This window comes from Shewanella sp. WE21, from assembly GCF_002966515.1.
Classification (GTDB): domain Bacteria; phylum Pseudomonadota; class Gammaproteobacteria; order Enterobacterales; family Shewanellaceae; genus Shewanella; species Shewanella oncorhynchi.
Genome location: NZ_CP023019.1, coordinates 2677642 through 2693349, shown reverse-complemented (window position 1 = coordinate 2693349; position 15708 = coordinate 2677642). Strand labels below are relative to the sequence as shown.

Here is a 15708-nt window from a genome sequence, read left to right as displayed (position 1 = left end):
GTTGTTACTGCAGGTTGTTACTTCAAGCCTGATACTGCATATGTGAGATCAGGCAAACGTGAGCATATTAGCTACGACGCTGACGCACTGCTTCAAATAAGCAAATACCCGTTGCAACCGATACGTTCAAGCTAGACACACTACCGGCCATAGGGATAGAGATCAGTGAATCACAAGACTCACGGCTTAAACGGCGTAAGCCTTTGTCTTCAGCTCCCATGGCAATCGCTAATGGCCCTTTAAGATCGGCTTGATAAAGCTCGCAATCTGCTTCGCCCGCGGTGCCTACTATCCACACACCCTTTTCCTGCAGGTGACGCATAGTACGTGCAAGATTAGTCACTTGGAATAAAGGCACTGTTTCCGCAGCGCCACATGCCACTTTACTTACAGTGGCCGTTAAGCCAACTGAATTATCTTTAGGCACGATAATACCTTGCACGCCCGCCGCATCAGCATTACGTAGACAAGCGCCTAAGTTATGGGGATCCGTCACGCCATCCAAAATCAGCAAGAATGCTTGCTCAGTGTTAGCAAGCAGCACATCTAAATCTTGCTCATTCAACACTTTCGCCGCTTTAACGCGCGCGACTATGCCTTGATGTTGACTGCTTTCCGCTTTGTCATCCAAGGCTTTACGAGAAGCGACTTGAATCGTCGTGCCAAAGGCTTTGGCCTGATCGGCCAGTACAGTTAAGCGCTCATCATCACGACCTTGTAAGAGCCACAACTCAATAATGCGTTCAGGGCTGTGTTTTAACAGGGCTTCAACTGCGTGGATCCCAAAAATAATATCTTGTTTTTTCATTTATTTCTTTCTCGTGCTCCGCTTAGCGGCTTTTGGCTTTTTAGCCGGATCTTTTACTGCTGCTTTTTTAGCTTTAGTGCCAGCTTTGGCCTTAGGTTTGGTTTTGCCTGTTTCAGCCTTGGCGCTAGATGCCGCGGTTTTGCCTGCTTTACCTTGCTTAGCGCCTTCACGATTAACGCGCTCACGGGCTGTCATCGGCTTATCACGGCTGGCAGATAGTTTACGCTTACCACCTTTGCCGTCATCACCCAGCATAACCAAATCAATCTGTCTGTCATCTAAGTTGACTGCAGCGACCTTAACCGTCACAGGATCGCCGACTTGATAAACTTGACCTGTGTGCTCACCGATAAGACGTTGACGCATAGGGTCGAATTGGTAGTAATCACTACCTAGGCTTGAGATATGCACTAAGCCATCGATAAACAGTTCATTTAAGCGCACAAACAAACCAAAACTGGTCACGGAGGCAATCACAGCTTCAAAGGTATCACCGACGTGATCTTGCATAAACTCGCACTTGAGCCAATCGCTAACATCGCGAGTCGCTTCGTCGGCACGACGTTCTGTGGTTGAACACTCTTCGCCCAATTGGTCGAGCTCATCGAGTTGATAGTGATAGCCACCATCCTGCGTCCACTTCTCAGTGGCTTCGCCTCTTTCCTTCGCCAGTAAATAACGGATCACACGATGTAACACTAAATCCGGATAGCGGCGAATGGGCGAGGTAAAATGCGCATATTCTTCTAAAGCCAGACCGAAGTGACCTTCGTTATCCGGAGTGTAAATTGCCTGACGCATAGAGCGCAGTAACATCACTTGGATAAGTTCAGCATCAGGGCGGTCGGCAATTTGCAACATCACATTCTGATAATCTGACGGCGTTGGCTCAAGTCCACCTGGCATGCTTAAACCACGCTCAGCAAGGAACTCTTTAAAGTTCGCCAATTTTTGCTCGGATGGCGCTTCATGCACACGATACAAGACTTCGCCTTTGTGCTTCTTCACAAATTTAGCCGCAGATACGTTGGCTAAAATCATACATTCTTCAATGATTTTATGAGCTTGATTACGGCCACGCGGCACGATTTTATCAATCTTGCGCTGCTCATTGAAAATGAACTGCGTTTCCATGGTTTCAAACGCAATCGCACCACGCTCAGCTCTTTGCTCATCTAGCGCTAAATACAATGACTGTAAACACTGTAGATGCGGGAACAAGGCTTCATGCTCAGGCGCAATCGGCCCGCCTTCTAACATTGCTGCCACTTGGGTATAAGTGAAACGGGCATGGGAATACATCACAGCCGGATAAAACTTATAACCTGATAACTTACCTTTAGCAGATACGGTCATCTCGGCGACCATACATAAACGGTCGACGTGGGGATTCAGCGAACATAGGCCGTTAGAGATTTTCTCCGGCAGCATAGGGATCACTTGCGACGGGAAATACACTGAGTTACCACGGGCACGCGCTTCGGTATCTAAGGCAGAATCGGTACGCACATAATAACTAACGTCCGCAATCGCAACCCATAAACGCCAGCCGCCACCGGCTTTTTTCTCCGCGTACACGGCATCGTCAAAATCGCGGGCGTCTTCACCGTCGATAGTCACTAATGGCAGATGACGTAAATCCACACGACCGACTTTATCGGCGTCGGTTACTTCATCGGGAATACGGCGCAGTTTCTTCTCAATCACAGGTGACCAAGTATGGGGTAAATCATAATTACGCAGGGCAATTTCGATTTCCATACCCGGCGCCATTTGCTTACCGAGCACTTCAGTCACTTTACCCGCAGCCTTAACAAAACGGCCTGGGCGACGCGTTAATTCAACCACCACCACATCGCCTTGGCGGGCGCCATTGCGATCTTCATTTGCGACTAAAATTTCTTGGGTAATACGCTTATCATCGGCAATAACAAATGCCATACCGCTATCGACATGATAACGGCCAACAATCGCGGCACTTCGCGGCTGGATCAGACGAACCAAACGCGCTTCGCGACGGCCACGACGATCTGTGCCCGCTTTTTGCGCCAGCACTTTATCACCGTGGAAATACATCAGCATGTCGCGGTTCGAAATAAATAAGTCATCACCGCCTTCATCGGGTTTGAAAAAGCCGAAGCCTTCTCTGTGTCCGAGCACAGTGCCGGGGATCAGATCCATTTTCTCGGGTAAGCCATAGCTTTGCCCACGAGTGAACACCAGTTCGCCATCGCGTTCCATCGCACGTAGGCGACGGCGCAAGGCCTCAAGTTGTTCTTCCTCTTGGATGTTTAACGCCGCGGCAATGCTGTCACGAGTGATAGGTGATTTTTGAGAACGTAAGTAATCGAGAATATACTCACGGCTTGGGATAGGGTTTTCGTACTTATCCTGTTCACGCTCAAAATGAGGGTCTTTGATCATTCAATATCCAAATAATGTGTCTCTAGATTAAGAGACCACTTAACGGGTTCGCAACTGTTCTTGCTGGGCCCGCGCCACTGCACTGGGGGGCATTTTAGCTGCTAACACCTGCAGTAAAGACAAGGCTTTTTTCTTAGTCGCCTCGTCCGCAAATACATCGTTATATAACCAGTGATAGGCCATCTCGTAATCCCTAGGACTACCATAACCTTCACCGAATAAACGAACTAACATCATACGAGCGGATAAACTGCCACTTGCAGCCGCAGGCAGTAAATAATGCACTGCTCTGTCTTTATTGCGGATGACAAATTTCCCACTCTGATAATACTCGGCAAGCTTTAACATCGCTTCTGAGCTACCTTGTTCGGCCGAGTCACGTAACAAAGCAATACCCTTGACAGGGTTAGCCTTCACACACGTTCCATGATTGAGCATTTCGCCCCAAAGAAATTGATATAAAGGCTGTTTTAAGACTTGGGCTCGCGCCTCAATGTCTTGGACTAACTGGCAATCATCACGTTTCACTTTCGCTAAGTATTGATTGCTACGGATCAAATCAAGCAATTGATCTTGACTATAAATATCCACCGCCTGCGTTTCAGCAAAGCACATTGAAGATACTAAAGGCAGTAGCGCAACGAGTGCTGTACGTAGCATAACGACTCTCAATGACAGTAGGATGAATACTTGCATCGGCAGTATAACCTATTTCTTGAGCTTGAGCTGAATTTCTAACCGCAGAATGAAACAGAGAAAGGCATAAAGAAGCAGAGAAAAAGGCCGTGAAACACGGCCTTAACAGATCTTAATTGAACGGATTAACCAAAATCATGGTTTCGTTACGATCAGGACCCGTAGAGATAATGTCGATAGGTGTTTCTAATAACTCTTCAAGACGCTTGATATAATTGATCGCTGCTTGAGGCAGTTGCTCAATTGATGTCGCGCCAAAAGTCGACTCGCTCCAACCCGGCATAGTTTCATAAACCGGCGTAACCAGTTCATAACCTTCAGCGGCAAGCGGAGTGACTTTAGAGATAGTGCCATCAGGATTCTGATAACCGACACAAATCTTCACTTCTTTCAGACCATCAAGTACATCTAACTTAGTCAAGCAGAAGCCGCTAACACTGTTGATTTGAACTGCGCGGCGCATTGCCACAGCATCCAACCAACCTGGACGACGCTTACGACCCGTTGTTGCACCAAACTCATGACCTTTAGTACCTAAATGATCGCCGACTTCACATAATAGTTCAGTTGGGAATGGACCTGCACCTACGCGAGTGGTGTAAGCCTTCATGATACCTAAGACATAGTCTAAGTGACGCGGACCAAAACCTGAACCCGTCGCAACACCACCGGCAGTGGTATTTGAAGAGGTTACAAATGGGTATGTTCCGTGGTCGATGTCGAGTAATGTACCTTGAGCGCCTTCGAACAGAATTGGCTCACCGGCTTTACGCGCAGTATCCAATAGTTCAGTCACATCAACACACATGCTCTTCAGATAATCGGCCATAGCCAACGCATCTGCTAGCGTTTGCTCGTAATCAACCGCTTCGACTTGATAGTACTCTGTCAGCATAAAGTTATGATATTTCATAACTTCTTTCAGCTTTTCAGCAAACAGTTCAGCATTGAACAGGTCGCCTACTCGCAGACCGCGACGAGAGATCTTGTCTTCATACGCAGGTCCAATACCACGGCCAGTTGTACCAATAGCTTTATTACCGCGCGCTTTTTCACGGGCAATATCAAGGGCACAATGGAAGGGAAGGATCAGCGGACACGCTTCAGAGATCAACAGACGTTCCTCAACAGGAACTCCACGATCTTTCAGCATGTTGATCTCTTTCATCAGGGCGTCAGGTGCAAGCACCACACCGTTGCCAATAATGCATTTCACATTATCGCGCAGGATACCCGATGGGATCAGATGAAGAACGGTTTTTTCACCGTCGATAACCAAGGTATGACCAGCATTGTGGCCGCCTTGATAGCGCACTACATATTTTGCCTGTTCTGTTAGAAGGTCGACAATCTTACCTTTTCCTTCGTCACCCCATTGGGTGCCGAGAACAACTACGTTTTTGCCCATTATTTGCTGCAAGGTTGCGGTTAAAAAAGAATTTTAACAGATCTTAGTTAATAAGGGCAAGCAGGCTATTTTTTACGCAAAAATAACCCAAATCACGACTCCAGCAGTGACTAATGCCCCACCAAGTCGCTGGATAACTTGCTGATTTTGATGGGAGAGTTCATTTAAATAACGACGCCATTTATTTGGGAATAATAATGGCCCAAGGCCTTCCAAAACCAACACAAGTGCCACTGCTAGCATAAAAATTTGAAAAGTCATGCTTACCTCAAACTCACTCGCTTAATATAAATTTATTGTATATCAGCATACTCCAACCAAAGAGTTTTCTTATACCGTCAATTTTTAGCCAATAAAAAACCCAGCATAGGCTGGGTTTTTTGATATTCCAAAAACGAATTAACGCTTAGAGAATTGTGGCTTACGACGTGCTTTACGTAGACCCACTTTCTTACGCTCAACTTTACGAGCGTCACGGGTAACGAAACCAGCAGAACGAAGTGATGGACGCAGTGCTTCATCTAATTGCATCAGAGCACGGGTAATACCGTGACGGATTGCGCCTGCTTGGCCAGTGATACCACCGCCTTTAACAGTTACATAGATGTCCAGCTTGTCAGTCATTTCAACTAACTCTAAAGGTTGACGAACAACCATACGAGCAGTTTCACGACCAAAATACTGATCCAAAGGACGTTGATTTACAACGATGTTGCCACTACCTGCTTTAGCGAAAACGCGAGCTGTAGAGGTTTTGCGACGGCCAGTGCCGTAGTACTGAGTTGCAGCCATTTGCTTAATCCCGTTTAGATATCAAGAACTTGAGGTTGTTGTGCAGTGTGGTTATGTTCTGCGCCAGCGTAAACTTTCAGTTTACGGAACATGGCACGGCCCAGAGGACCTTTTGGTAACATACCCTTAACTGCTTTCTCGATGATCATTTCTGGCTTTTGCGCTTGCAGCTTTTCAAAGCTGATTTGCTTAATGCCACCAGGGAAGCCTGAATGCGAGTAGTACGTTTTGCCTTTCGCTTTGTTACCAGTAACAGTCACTTTTTCAGCATTAACAACGATGATGTAATCACCGGTATCAACGTGTGGAGTGTATTCTGGCTTATGCTTACCGCGTAAACGGACAGCGATTTCAGTAGCGATACGACCTAAAGTTTTGCCGTCTGCGTCGACGACGAACCAGTCACGAGTTACAGTTTCTGGTGTAGCAGTAAAAGTCTTCATTATTACAAAAACCCAAAGTTAATTTTCTGTCTCACATGTTGTCTGCATTTGCAAACAACACAAAATTGCCTTTTAGTACCCCTTCGAGCACCGACTTCGGCTTACAACTTCCGCCCAATTGGCGGAGTAACGTGGGCAGGTGGCGGAGTATAGACAAAGCTGAGTTAAAAATCACCTGATATTTTGATAAAAATTATAAAATATCGACCAATCTGGCTTGTCATCCTAAGGATTAACAAGCCTCTGGTGATTTAAGGCCGCAGCTAATGCAAAACTCTTACACTACTGGGTTACGGCAGGTGTTCGGTTTTTAAATAATCGTGGGATTGCATCTCAATTAAGCGTGAACGGCAACGCCTAAATTCGAAGTTAAGCAAACCATCGGCATAAATATCTTCGAGTGGCACTTGAGCCGATACAATCAGCTTTACATTGCGCTCGTAAAATTCGTCGACCATAGCTAAAAAACGTCTGGCGATGTCATCGCCAGTCAAAAAGGCGCCCATTTGTTCTATGCCACTCACGAGAACAGTATGATAAATCCGCGCAAGTTCCATGTAGTCACGCTGGCTTCGCGGGCCATCACAGAGCGCTCTAAAATCGGCCAACAATACGCCCTGCGCCTGCTGCCGAATACTAATACTGCGGCCTTCTATTTCGATGTCAGCAGTAAGCACCTCAGACTCAGGCGCTAACTGGCTAAAATAACGTATCAGATTGGCATCAGCTTGTGCATCTAATGGATGATGATAAATCTCTGCTTGCTCAAGGGTACGCAATCGATAATCAATGCCAGAATCCACATTGAGCACTTCACAATGTTGATTAATTAGGGCTATCGCAGGTAAGAAACGTGCGCGCTGTAAGCCATTTTTATATAAGTCGTCGGGGATAATATTCGAAGTTGCAACCAGCACAACGCCTTCTTTAAATAACGCTTGAAACAGCGTACCTAATAGCATGGCATCGGTAATATCAGAGACAAAGAATTCATCGAAACAGATAACGCGATATTTTGCGGCCATCTTTTTCGCAATCACCAACAAAGGATCGCGAACGCCTTTTAACTCGTCCAAATCTAAATGCAATTGATGCATAAAGCGATGGAAGTGAGCCCGCAATTTTTGTTCACCAGGCAAGGCATCAAAAAAAGTATCCATCAGGTAGGTTTTACCGCGCCCAACTCCGCCCCAAAGATACAGGCCTTTAGGTGATGCTGGTGCCGATTTTAAGCCTAATGCGCTAAACAATTTCCCCACAATAGAACTAGGCTCTTCTGCCGTAGTTAAGTCTTCATAGACGCGTTGTAACGCCTTAACGGCAATTTCTTGAGCCGGATCATGGGAAAAACCGTCACGGGTAAGATCTTTTTGATAATGCTGCCAAGGGCTTAACTGAGGCACGTTTAAATTCTCTTATGTCCTTTATTAAAACTGTGACGATATTAGCACGGCCAATATGACGCAGGATATATTAATGCAGAATACGACTTTTACCTTAACGCTAAACTGCATACAAACGTCTAATAACCATCTATGCTGTAGGTCATTTTAATCGGCAAAATCTGCTGATATTAGGGCTTGAAAAATCCTAATATCGCCCACAGATTTCTGTTCGGAAACAAGTATGAAACAGCCGATAAAATAGGCTAAAAAAATTAACATTTATTAATATAATGAACTTTTTCAATAAGGTGCGAGTCAGAGTGATTACCTAGGCAAATAGCCGGTACCGATACAGATTTGATCTGGCACTCGCACGATTGCTGATGCATTACATCCAGATCTTTCAACCCTTATTTGGAGTTATGAATAGATGAAAACAAAATTATCTGTACTTTCAGCCGCAATGTTAGCCGCTACCCTGACTATAATGCCTGTCGTCTCACAGGCCGCCATTCCACAGACGGTTGAGGGACAATCCATTCCAAGTCTTGCGCCTATGCTTGAGCGCACGACGCCCGCAGTCGTATCAGTAGCGGTAACGGGGACTCATGTTTCTAAGCAAAGAGTACCTGATGTTTTCCGTTACTTTTTCGGCCCTAATGCGCCACAAGAGCAAGTGCAAGAACGTCCTTTTAGAGGCTTAGGCTCAGGCGTGATTATTGACGCAGAAAAAGGCTATATCGTCACGAACAACCATGTGATTGACGGTGCTGATGATATTCAAGTTGGTCTTCATGACGGCCGTGAAGTAAAAGCAAAACTGATTGGCACTGACTCAGAGTCAGATATCGCATTATTGCAAATTGAAGCGAAAAACCTCATCGCAATCAAAGCCTCTGATTCCGATGATTTACGCGTAGGTGACTTTGCCGTTGCCATTGGTAACCCCTTCGGTTTAGGTCAAACCGTCACCTCGGGCATTGTTAGTGCTTTAGGCCGTAGCGGCTTAGGCATTGAAATGCTGGAAAACTTTATTCAAACTGATGCCGCGATTAACAGTGGTAACTCGGGTGGCGCACTCGTCAATCTTAACGGCGAGTTAATTGGGATTAACACCGCAATCGTAGCACCGGGCGGCGGTAACGTCGGTATTGGCTTTGCCATCCCTGCTAATATGGTGAAAAACCTCGTGGCACAAATTGCCGAACACGGAGAAGTACGCCGCGGTGTATTAGGTATTTCGGGACGTGATCTCGATAGCCAACTCGCCCAAGGTTTCGGTTTAGACACTCAACACGGCGGCTTCGTGAATGAAGTAGCCAAGGGCAGTGCCGCAGAGAAGGCCGGTATAAAAGCAGGTGATATTATCATCAGCGTTGATGGCCGTGGTATTAAGTCATTCCAAGAACTGCGGGCTAAAGTCGCCACTATGGGTGCAGGTGCTAACGTTGAGTTAGGACTCATCCGTGACGGTGATAAGAAAACAGTTAAAGTGACCTTAGGTGAAGCGAGCCAAACCAGTGAAACAGCGGCTGGTGCCGTGCATCCTATGCTGCAAGGTGCGTCCTTAGAAAACTCATCTAAGGGCATTGAAATTACCGATGTCGCACAAGGCTCACCAGCGGCCATGAGTGGCTTACAAAAAGGAGATGTGATTGTCGGTATTAACCGTACTGCAATTAAAGATCTTAAGACACTTAAAGCACAACTTAAAGATCAAGAAGGTGCCGTTGCACTGAAGATAATGCGTGATAAGAGCATGTTGTATTTAGTCCTACGTTAATCGACAAAATAGGCCATTTTTTCTGCCATAGATAAGCATAGGGAGCTTAGGTTCCCTATGCTTACATCGATTAAACATGTTAATCTAACTCACCTTTTTCTAGATCCATCCTGCCATGACTATAAAAGACACTCTGTTATATCTCGGTAAAGCCACCCTTTTCGGCCTTATCATGGCGGCCATGTTTTTATTGGTGACACGTTATTTCGATAACCAATCCCTCGGTAGTAGTCTGCTACAAACCCGTGCCAACAACACAGTCGAGCTATCCTTTGCCAAGGCGGTACGCCGTGCAGCTCCTGCCGTTGTGAATATTTATAGCCTCAGCATAGATCAGAATCGCCCGCTTAATTCAGGCTCACTTCAAGGTCTAGGTTCTGGGGTGATAATGAGTAAAGAAGGTTATATTCTCACTAATTATCATGTCATTAAGAAGGCCGATGAGATTGTTGTCGCCCTGCAAGATGGACGCAAATTTACCTCTGAAGTGGTTGGTTTCGATCCTGAAACCGATTTATCGGTACTTAAAATTGAAGGCGATAACTTACCAATTGTCCCCGTTAATCTCGACAGTCCGCCTCAAGTCGGTGATGTCGTACTCGCTATTGGTAATCCCTACAATTTAGGCCAGACCATTACCCAAGGCATCATCAGTGCCACGGGGCGTAACGGCTTAAGTTCAGGTTACTTAGACTTCCTACAAACCGATGCAGCGATTAATGCGGGTAACTCGGGTGGCGCACTCATTGACACTAACGGCAGCCTTATCGGTATCAATACCGCAGCATTCCAAGTGGGTGAAGAAGGCGGCGGCCACGGGATTAACTTCGCTATCCCGATTAAATTAGCCCACAGCATTATGGGTAAATTGATTAAAAATGGTCGCGTGATCCGTGGCGCTTTAGGAATTTCTGGCGAGCCGATTAATCCTGTGGTAGCACAAATCCTTAATCTACCCGATCTAAAAGGTGTGCTCGTTACGGGTGTCGATCCTAATGGCCCTGCGGCCCGAGCCCTGCTAATGCCAAGGGATGTGATTATTAAATACGATGGTGAAGATGTGCCAGGCGTTGAAATGCTAATGGACCGCATCGCTGAAACCACACCGGGTAAGAAAGTGATGATGACTGTGATACGCCAAGGTAAACAACAAGAGTTACCTGTGATTATCGATGAGAAGGTTGTGATCGATAACTAGAGCGCCACTCAGTATTACAAGCTCAACTGCAGAAAACAAAAAACCAGCTTTTAGCTGGTTTTTTTAATGATTCAAAATTAGCTTAAATCAGTAACAGATCACTGAATACGCACAACCTGTGCGCCTAAACCTTGAAACTTATTCTCAATATGCTCATAGCCACGATCTAAGTGATAGATACGATCGACAATCGTCTTACCATCGGCCACTAAGCCCGCAATCACTAGACTCGCTGACGCACGTAAATCCGTCGCCATTACCTGAGCACCACTTAAAGATTCAATCCCTTGAATGATGCAGGTGTTGCCTTCAAGCTCCATGGTAGCGCCCATACGGATAAGTTCGGGCACATGCATAAAACGATTTTCGAAGATAGTCTCAGTTATGGTTGCCGTACCTTGTGCTAAGGCATTGAGCACACAAAACTGCGCCTGCATATCGGTTGGGAAACCAGGATAAGGTGCCGTCTTGATATTCACCGCCTTCGGACGTTTACCCTGCATATCGAGCTCAATCCAATCTTCGCCCGTAGTAATCGTCGCGCCTGCATCTTCAAGTTTTGCGATAACCGACTCCAGTGAAGCAGGATCGGCTTTTAAACAACGAATACGACCACGGGTCACCGCGGCAGCAACGAGGAAGGAACCGGTTTCGATACGATCTGGCATAACTCGGTAATTGCAGCCCTGTAAACGCTCAACCCCTTGAATACGCAGTGTCGCACTACCTACACCAGTGATTTTTGCACCCATAGCAATTAAACAATTAGCGAGATCGATCACTTCAGGTTCGCGTGCCGCGTTTTCAATCACGGTTTCGCCATCGGCTAATGCTGCGGCCATCAGTAAGTTTTCGGTGGCACCAACACTCACCATGTCCATAAAGATATGTGCGCCTTTAAGACGACCATCAACACGGGCCTTGATATAACCTTCTTTCACTTCAATCTTGGCGCCCATCATTTCGAGGCCATGTAAGTGCAAGTTCACTGGTCTTGCGCCAATGGCACAGCCGCCAGGCAATGACACATCAGCCGTACCATAGCGAGCCAATAACGGCCCTAAGATCAAGATAGAAGCACGCATGGTTTTCACGAGATCGTAGGGAGCGCAAAACTCATTCAGATTAGTGGTAGAAATGCGGATCTGTCCGTCACCGAGTTCTGTCACTTCAGCGCCGAGACAGCGTAATAATTTACAGCTCGTACTCACATCACGCAGATTGGGCACGTTAGAAACCACAAAATCGGTTTCAGCCAATACACCCGCCATCAGAATAGGCAAAGCTGCATTTTTAGCACCCGAAATAATCACATCACCGGCAAGCGGGGGGCTTGCCTGAATTGTTAGTTTATCCACTTTTCCTCACTAGCTAGGCATGTTGAAAACTTTTTCGCGTTTCCATTGAGTCGGCGTGAAAGTTTTGATCGTTAATGCATGTAATTCACCGCTGGCAATGTGTGCCGTCAACGGTGCATAAATGGCTTGTTGCTGTTTGACTCGGCTCATACCATCGAAGCATTCACCTACGGCGATCACTTTATAATGGCTACCATCCGAGCTAGCGTGAACTTCTTCAAGCCCTAACGCATCACGTAAAATCTGTTCGATTAAGCTGCATTCCATGAAATCTATTACCCTATTCTCAATGCGCTTCTTCGGTAAAGAAGGCATCTAAATCATATAAATCAATTAGTTTTTTAAGTTGTGGTGAAGCAGAACTCAATACAAGTTGGCTGCGATGTTCACGCACTAACGCCAGCAAAAATGCCATGCCAGCGCTATCACTGTATTCGAGCCCAGACAGAGACAATATCTGGGTTGACTCATTTAGCAGTTGTTGTCGCTGTGGCCAAAGTGTAATGACATCGGCTTGGGTTATGCGCCCTTTGAGATGACAAACTGTCCCCTGTTGCACAAATTCAATCACGATTGTGACTTCCCAGACTTAGCCTTCATGACCACTTTCTCTTTAGTGCGATCTTCGAGCATCTTAATCACGGGATCGATACCCTGTTGGCGAATTAGATTAGAGATTTCCGACTGCTTAGAAGACAGTAAGCTCACACCTTCGGCAACTAAATCAAATGCTTTCCATGAGTCATCCTTTAAACGGCGCGCCTTAAACAATAGTTTAATCGGTGGGCGACCGGCTTCGATGATCTGCACGTTTACATCGACCATTTTCTCTTTGCTGAAATCAATCCCAGGTGAGAATTCCACTTTTTGATTAGTATATTCAGTAAAGGCTTGAGCATAAGTAGAGATTAAATAACCTTCAAAAGCATTGACGAAACGATTGCGTTGCTCTTCGGTTGAATCCTTAAGATATTGGCCTAATACCTTATAAGAAGCGTATTTATAATCGACATAAGGCATGAGTTCTTCACGAACAATCACCTTTAAATGGTCTGAATTTGCATCGATTAATGCTTTATCTTTGTGAAAACGATCGAAGGTTTTATTGGCAACGGCTTTCACCATGGCATACGGATCTGTCGTATCGACAACCACATCAGCGGCGACTGCGCTCGTTGCCCCTAAAACCATCACTAACGGCAATAAAAAACGAGATAAGTTTTTAAACATAGCGGTAACCCCTATTTATCCTTCGAACCCATACTATATAAGAACTGACCAATCAGCTCCTCCAACACTAATGCCGAACGAGTGTCGTCAATCTTATCGCCATCTTTCAGCATACTGACATCATCGTCGACAAAACCCGGTGTTAACCCTAAGAATTGTTCGCCCAACAAACCCGAAGTCAAAATGGCTAAACTACTGGTTTCAGGGAATTTATCGTAACGCTTGTCCATCACTAATGTGACCACAGCCACTAACTTAACTGGGTCTAAATCTATGCTACTCACTCGGCCAACGACAACACCGCCAACCTTGACTGGCGAACGCACCTTCAAACCACCAATGTTGGTAAAATTGGCTTGTATGGTATAAGTGCTATCGCTGCTTTTCACTTCAATATTGGCGACGTTAAAGACTAAGACCAAAAAAGCGGCCAATCCTGTTAAAAGAAACACACCCACTAATAATTCAATTTTTCGTGTCAACATGTTCAGCTACCACTCTGTTAATCCATCTAACCTGTGTCGAAATCCGCAGTGTTCCGTTAGCGGCCAAACATCAGGGCTGTCAGTAAAAAATCCAATGCCAATACAGCGAGGCTCGACTGAACGACAGTCTGGGTCGTTGCACGGCTGATGCCTTCCGGATTTGGGATCACTTGATAACCGCGATATAACGCAATCCAAGTGACCACTACGGCAAACACACCACTTTTGATCAAGCAGTTAACTATGTCCTGACGCCATTCGACAGACGCCTGCAGAATCGACCAAAACGCACCACTGTCGATCCCTTTCCATTCCACGCCAACAAGGTGCCCGCCATAAATACCTACAGCGGTAAACATCAACGCCAGCAATGGCATACTGATCACTCCAGCCCAAAAGCGCGGTGCAATAATCTGCCTTAATGGGTCAATCGCCATCATTTCTAAACTGGAAAGCTGCTCAGTGCTTTTCATTAAACCAATTTCAGCAGTTAATGCTGAACCCGCCCGTCCCGCAAACAATAACGCGGTAACAACTGGCCCTAACTCACGCAGTAAACTGAGCGCCACCATAGGACCTAAGCTTTCTTCAGTGCCAAAACCAACTAAGATGTTGTAGCCTTGCAGTGCGAGCACCATGCCGATAAAGAGTCCTGAGACTAAAATAATCACCATAGATTGCACACCGACCACATAAATCTGGCGCACTAATAATGGAAAACCTTTACGCACGCGTGGCCAGCGAAAAATCGCGCCCCACAGCATAAGGCCTGCACGGCCAAAGCCGAGCACTAACTCAATCGCGCTGCGGCCTAAGTCGGCAATACTGTCGATTAACTTCACTTGCCAACTCCTTTTGCCATTAATTCTTGCTGGTAATCATTTGCCGGATAATGGAACGGCACAGGGCCGTCCGGAGCACCTTGAATAAACTGTTTCAGCTGCGGATTATCAGCGTACTTTAATTCTTCAGGGGTACCGTGGGCGATGACTTTTTTGTCAGCCACCACATATACATAATCGGCAATGCCAAGCACTTCATCCACATCGTGGGACACCACAATTGAAGTCAGATTCAGCGCATCGGATAACTCACGAATAAGCTTTACTAACACGCCCATCGATATTGGGTCTTGCCCTGCAAAAGGCTCATCGTACATCACCATTTCAGGTTCAAGCGCTATGGCTCTAGCCAATGCGGCGCGGCGTTGCATACCACCGGATAACTCGCTTGGCATCATCTGAGCTGCACCACGTAAACCTACGGCTTCAAGCTTCATCAGCACGATAGTGCGAATAATGTCTTCAGGCAGTCCAGAATGTTCACGCAGTGCAAACGCCACGTTATCGAACACATTAATGTCGGTAAACAGCGCGCCACTTTGAAACAGCATGCTCATCCGCTTACGCAGACTAAATAATTCATTGCGACTCACGCCATGGATATCGTGACCGTCGAATAACACTTGTCCATGGTCAGGCGTTAATTGGCCGCCAATCAATTTCAACAGGGTCGTTTTGCCTATGCCGCTCGGCCCCATGATCGCCGTCACCTTGCCCCTTGGAATGGACAGGCTAATATCTTCATATATCACACGCTGACCGCGGCTAAACCCCAAATTACGGATCTCAACCAACGGCGTTTGTTCTTGAGTCATGCTTGATTCCGACATTTGCAAATGAGGTGATCCTAGTCTTC

At 46.2% G+C, this 15708-nt stretch carries 17 protein-coding genes; 2 read left to right on the top strand and 15 right to left on the bottom strand.

Features of this window, described 5'->3' with window-relative positions; genetic code table 11:
- Positions 1-67 precede the first annotated feature (67 nt).
- The 8 genes from rlmB to zapE all read right to left on the bottom strand — a co-directional run bounded on the left by rlmB (position 68) and on the right by zapE (position 7974).
- Positions 68-808 (bottom strand): 23S rRNA (guanosine(2251)-2'-O)-methyltransferase RlmB, encoded by a 741-nt coding sequence (gene rlmB, locus CKQ84_RS11710; protein WP_105251407.1) that lies wholly within the window; start codon positions 806-808, stop codon positions 68-70.
- Positions 809-3232 carry a ribonuclease R gene (gene rnr / locus CKQ84_RS11705; RefSeq protein WP_105251406.1) on the bottom strand — a complete coding sequence of 808 codons (2424 nt, stop codon included), beginning with the start codon at positions 3230-3232 and terminating at the stop codon, positions 809-811.
- Positions 3233-3271: 39 nt separating this feature from the next.
- Complete coding sequence (motX, locus tag CKQ84_RS11700; RefSeq protein WP_105251405.1) at positions 3272-3928, bottom strand: flagellar protein MotX; 657 nt, start codon at positions 3926-3928, stop codon at positions 3272-3274.
- Between the two features lie 112 nt (positions 3929-4040).
- Positions 4041-5336, bottom strand: a complete 1296-nt coding sequence (locus tag CKQ84_RS11695; RefSeq protein ID WP_028759421.1) for an adenylosuccinate synthase — start codon at positions 5334-5336, stop codon at positions 4041-4043.
- A 72-nt stretch (positions 5337-5408) separates the two neighbouring features.
- A complete protein-coding gene (locus CKQ84_RS11690; protein ID WP_105251404.1) occupies positions 5409-5597 on the bottom strand; it encodes a DUF2065 domain-containing protein in 189 nt (62 codons plus the stop codon).
- A 138-nt stretch (positions 5598-5735) separates the two neighbouring features.
- Positions 5736-6128: a 30S ribosomal protein S9 gene (gene rpsI / locus CKQ84_RS11685; RefSeq protein WP_006083052.1), complete on the bottom strand. Its 393-nt coding sequence runs from the start codon at positions 6126-6128 to the stop codon at positions 5736-5738.
- Positions 6129-6142: 14 nt separating this feature from the next.
- Positions 6143-6571, bottom strand: a complete 429-nt coding sequence (gene rplM / locus CKQ84_RS11680) for a 50S ribosomal protein L13 (RefSeq protein ID WP_105251403.1) — start codon at positions 6569-6571, stop codon at positions 6143-6145.
- A gap of 290 nt (positions 6572-6861) precedes the next feature.
- A complete protein-coding gene (gene zapE / locus CKQ84_RS11675; RefSeq protein WP_105251402.1) occupies positions 6862-7974 on the bottom strand; it encodes a cell division protein ZapE in 1113 nt (370 codons plus the stop codon).
- Between the two features lie 412 nt (positions 7975-8386).
- Between zapE and degQ the strand changes: the two genes are divergently transcribed.
- Both degQ and degS read left to right on the top strand, forming a co-directional pair.
- Positions 8387-9739 carry a Do family serine endopeptidase DegQ gene (gene degQ, locus CKQ84_RS11670; RefSeq protein WP_105251401.1) on the top strand — a complete coding sequence of 451 codons (1353 nt, stop codon included), beginning with the start codon at positions 8387-8389 and terminating at the stop codon, positions 9737-9739.
- A gap of 115 nt (positions 9740-9854) precedes the next feature.
- Positions 9855-10937 carry an outer membrane-stress sensor serine endopeptidase DegS gene (degS, locus tag CKQ84_RS11665; protein ID WP_105251400.1) on the top strand — a complete coding sequence of 361 codons (1083 nt, stop codon included), beginning with the start codon at positions 9855-9857 and terminating at the stop codon, positions 10935-10937.
- A gap of 98 nt (positions 10938-11035) precedes the next feature.
- On the opposite strand, the gene murA is transcribed toward degS, so the two are convergent.
- From murA to mlaF, 7 genes are read right to left on the bottom strand one after another with little or no spacing between them, the layout of a single operon-like run.
- Entirely contained in the window at positions 11036-12295 is a 1260-nt protein-coding gene (gene murA, locus CKQ84_RS11660; protein ID WP_105251399.1) for a UDP-N-acetylglucosamine 1-carboxyvinyltransferase, read from the bottom strand.
- 9 nt (positions 12296-12304) lie between these two features.
- On the bottom strand, positions 12305-12562 hold the full coding sequence (locus tag CKQ84_RS11655) for a BolA family protein (protein WP_006086065.1): 258 nt from the start codon (positions 12560-12562) through the stop codon (positions 12305-12307).
- A gap of 19 nt (positions 12563-12581) precedes the next feature.
- The gene (locus tag CKQ84_RS11650; protein WP_105251398.1) at positions 12582-12866 is read right to left on the bottom strand and encodes a lipid asymmetry maintenance protein MlaB; all 285 of its coding nucleotides are present in this window, start codon (positions 12864-12866) and stop codon (positions 12582-12584) included.
- A complete protein-coding gene (locus CKQ84_RS11645) occupies positions 12863-13525 on the bottom strand; it encodes a phospholipid-binding protein MlaC (protein ID WP_105251397.1) in 663 nt (220 codons plus the stop codon). Before CKQ84_RS11645 ends, CKQ84_RS11650 begins: the two co-directional genes overlap by 4 nt.
- An 11-nt stretch (positions 13526-13536) precedes the next feature.
- Complete coding sequence (mlaD, locus tag CKQ84_RS11640) at positions 13537-14010, bottom strand: outer membrane lipid asymmetry maintenance protein MlaD (protein ID WP_028759401.1); 474 nt, start codon at positions 14008-14010, stop codon at positions 13537-13539.
- A 56-nt stretch (positions 14011-14066) separates the two neighbouring features.
- Positions 14067-14852, bottom strand: a complete 786-nt coding sequence (gene mlaE / locus CKQ84_RS11635) for a lipid asymmetry maintenance ABC transporter permease subunit MlaE (RefSeq protein WP_105251396.1) — start codon at positions 14850-14852, stop codon at positions 14067-14069.
- Positions 14849-15667: a phospholipid ABC transporter ATP-binding protein MlaF gene (gene mlaF / locus CKQ84_RS11630; protein ID WP_063882287.1), complete on the bottom strand. Its 819-nt coding sequence runs from the start codon at positions 15665-15667 to the stop codon at positions 14849-14851. Before mlaF ends, mlaE begins: the two co-directional genes overlap by 4 nt.
- Between the last annotated feature and the right edge of the window lie 41 nt (positions 15668-15708).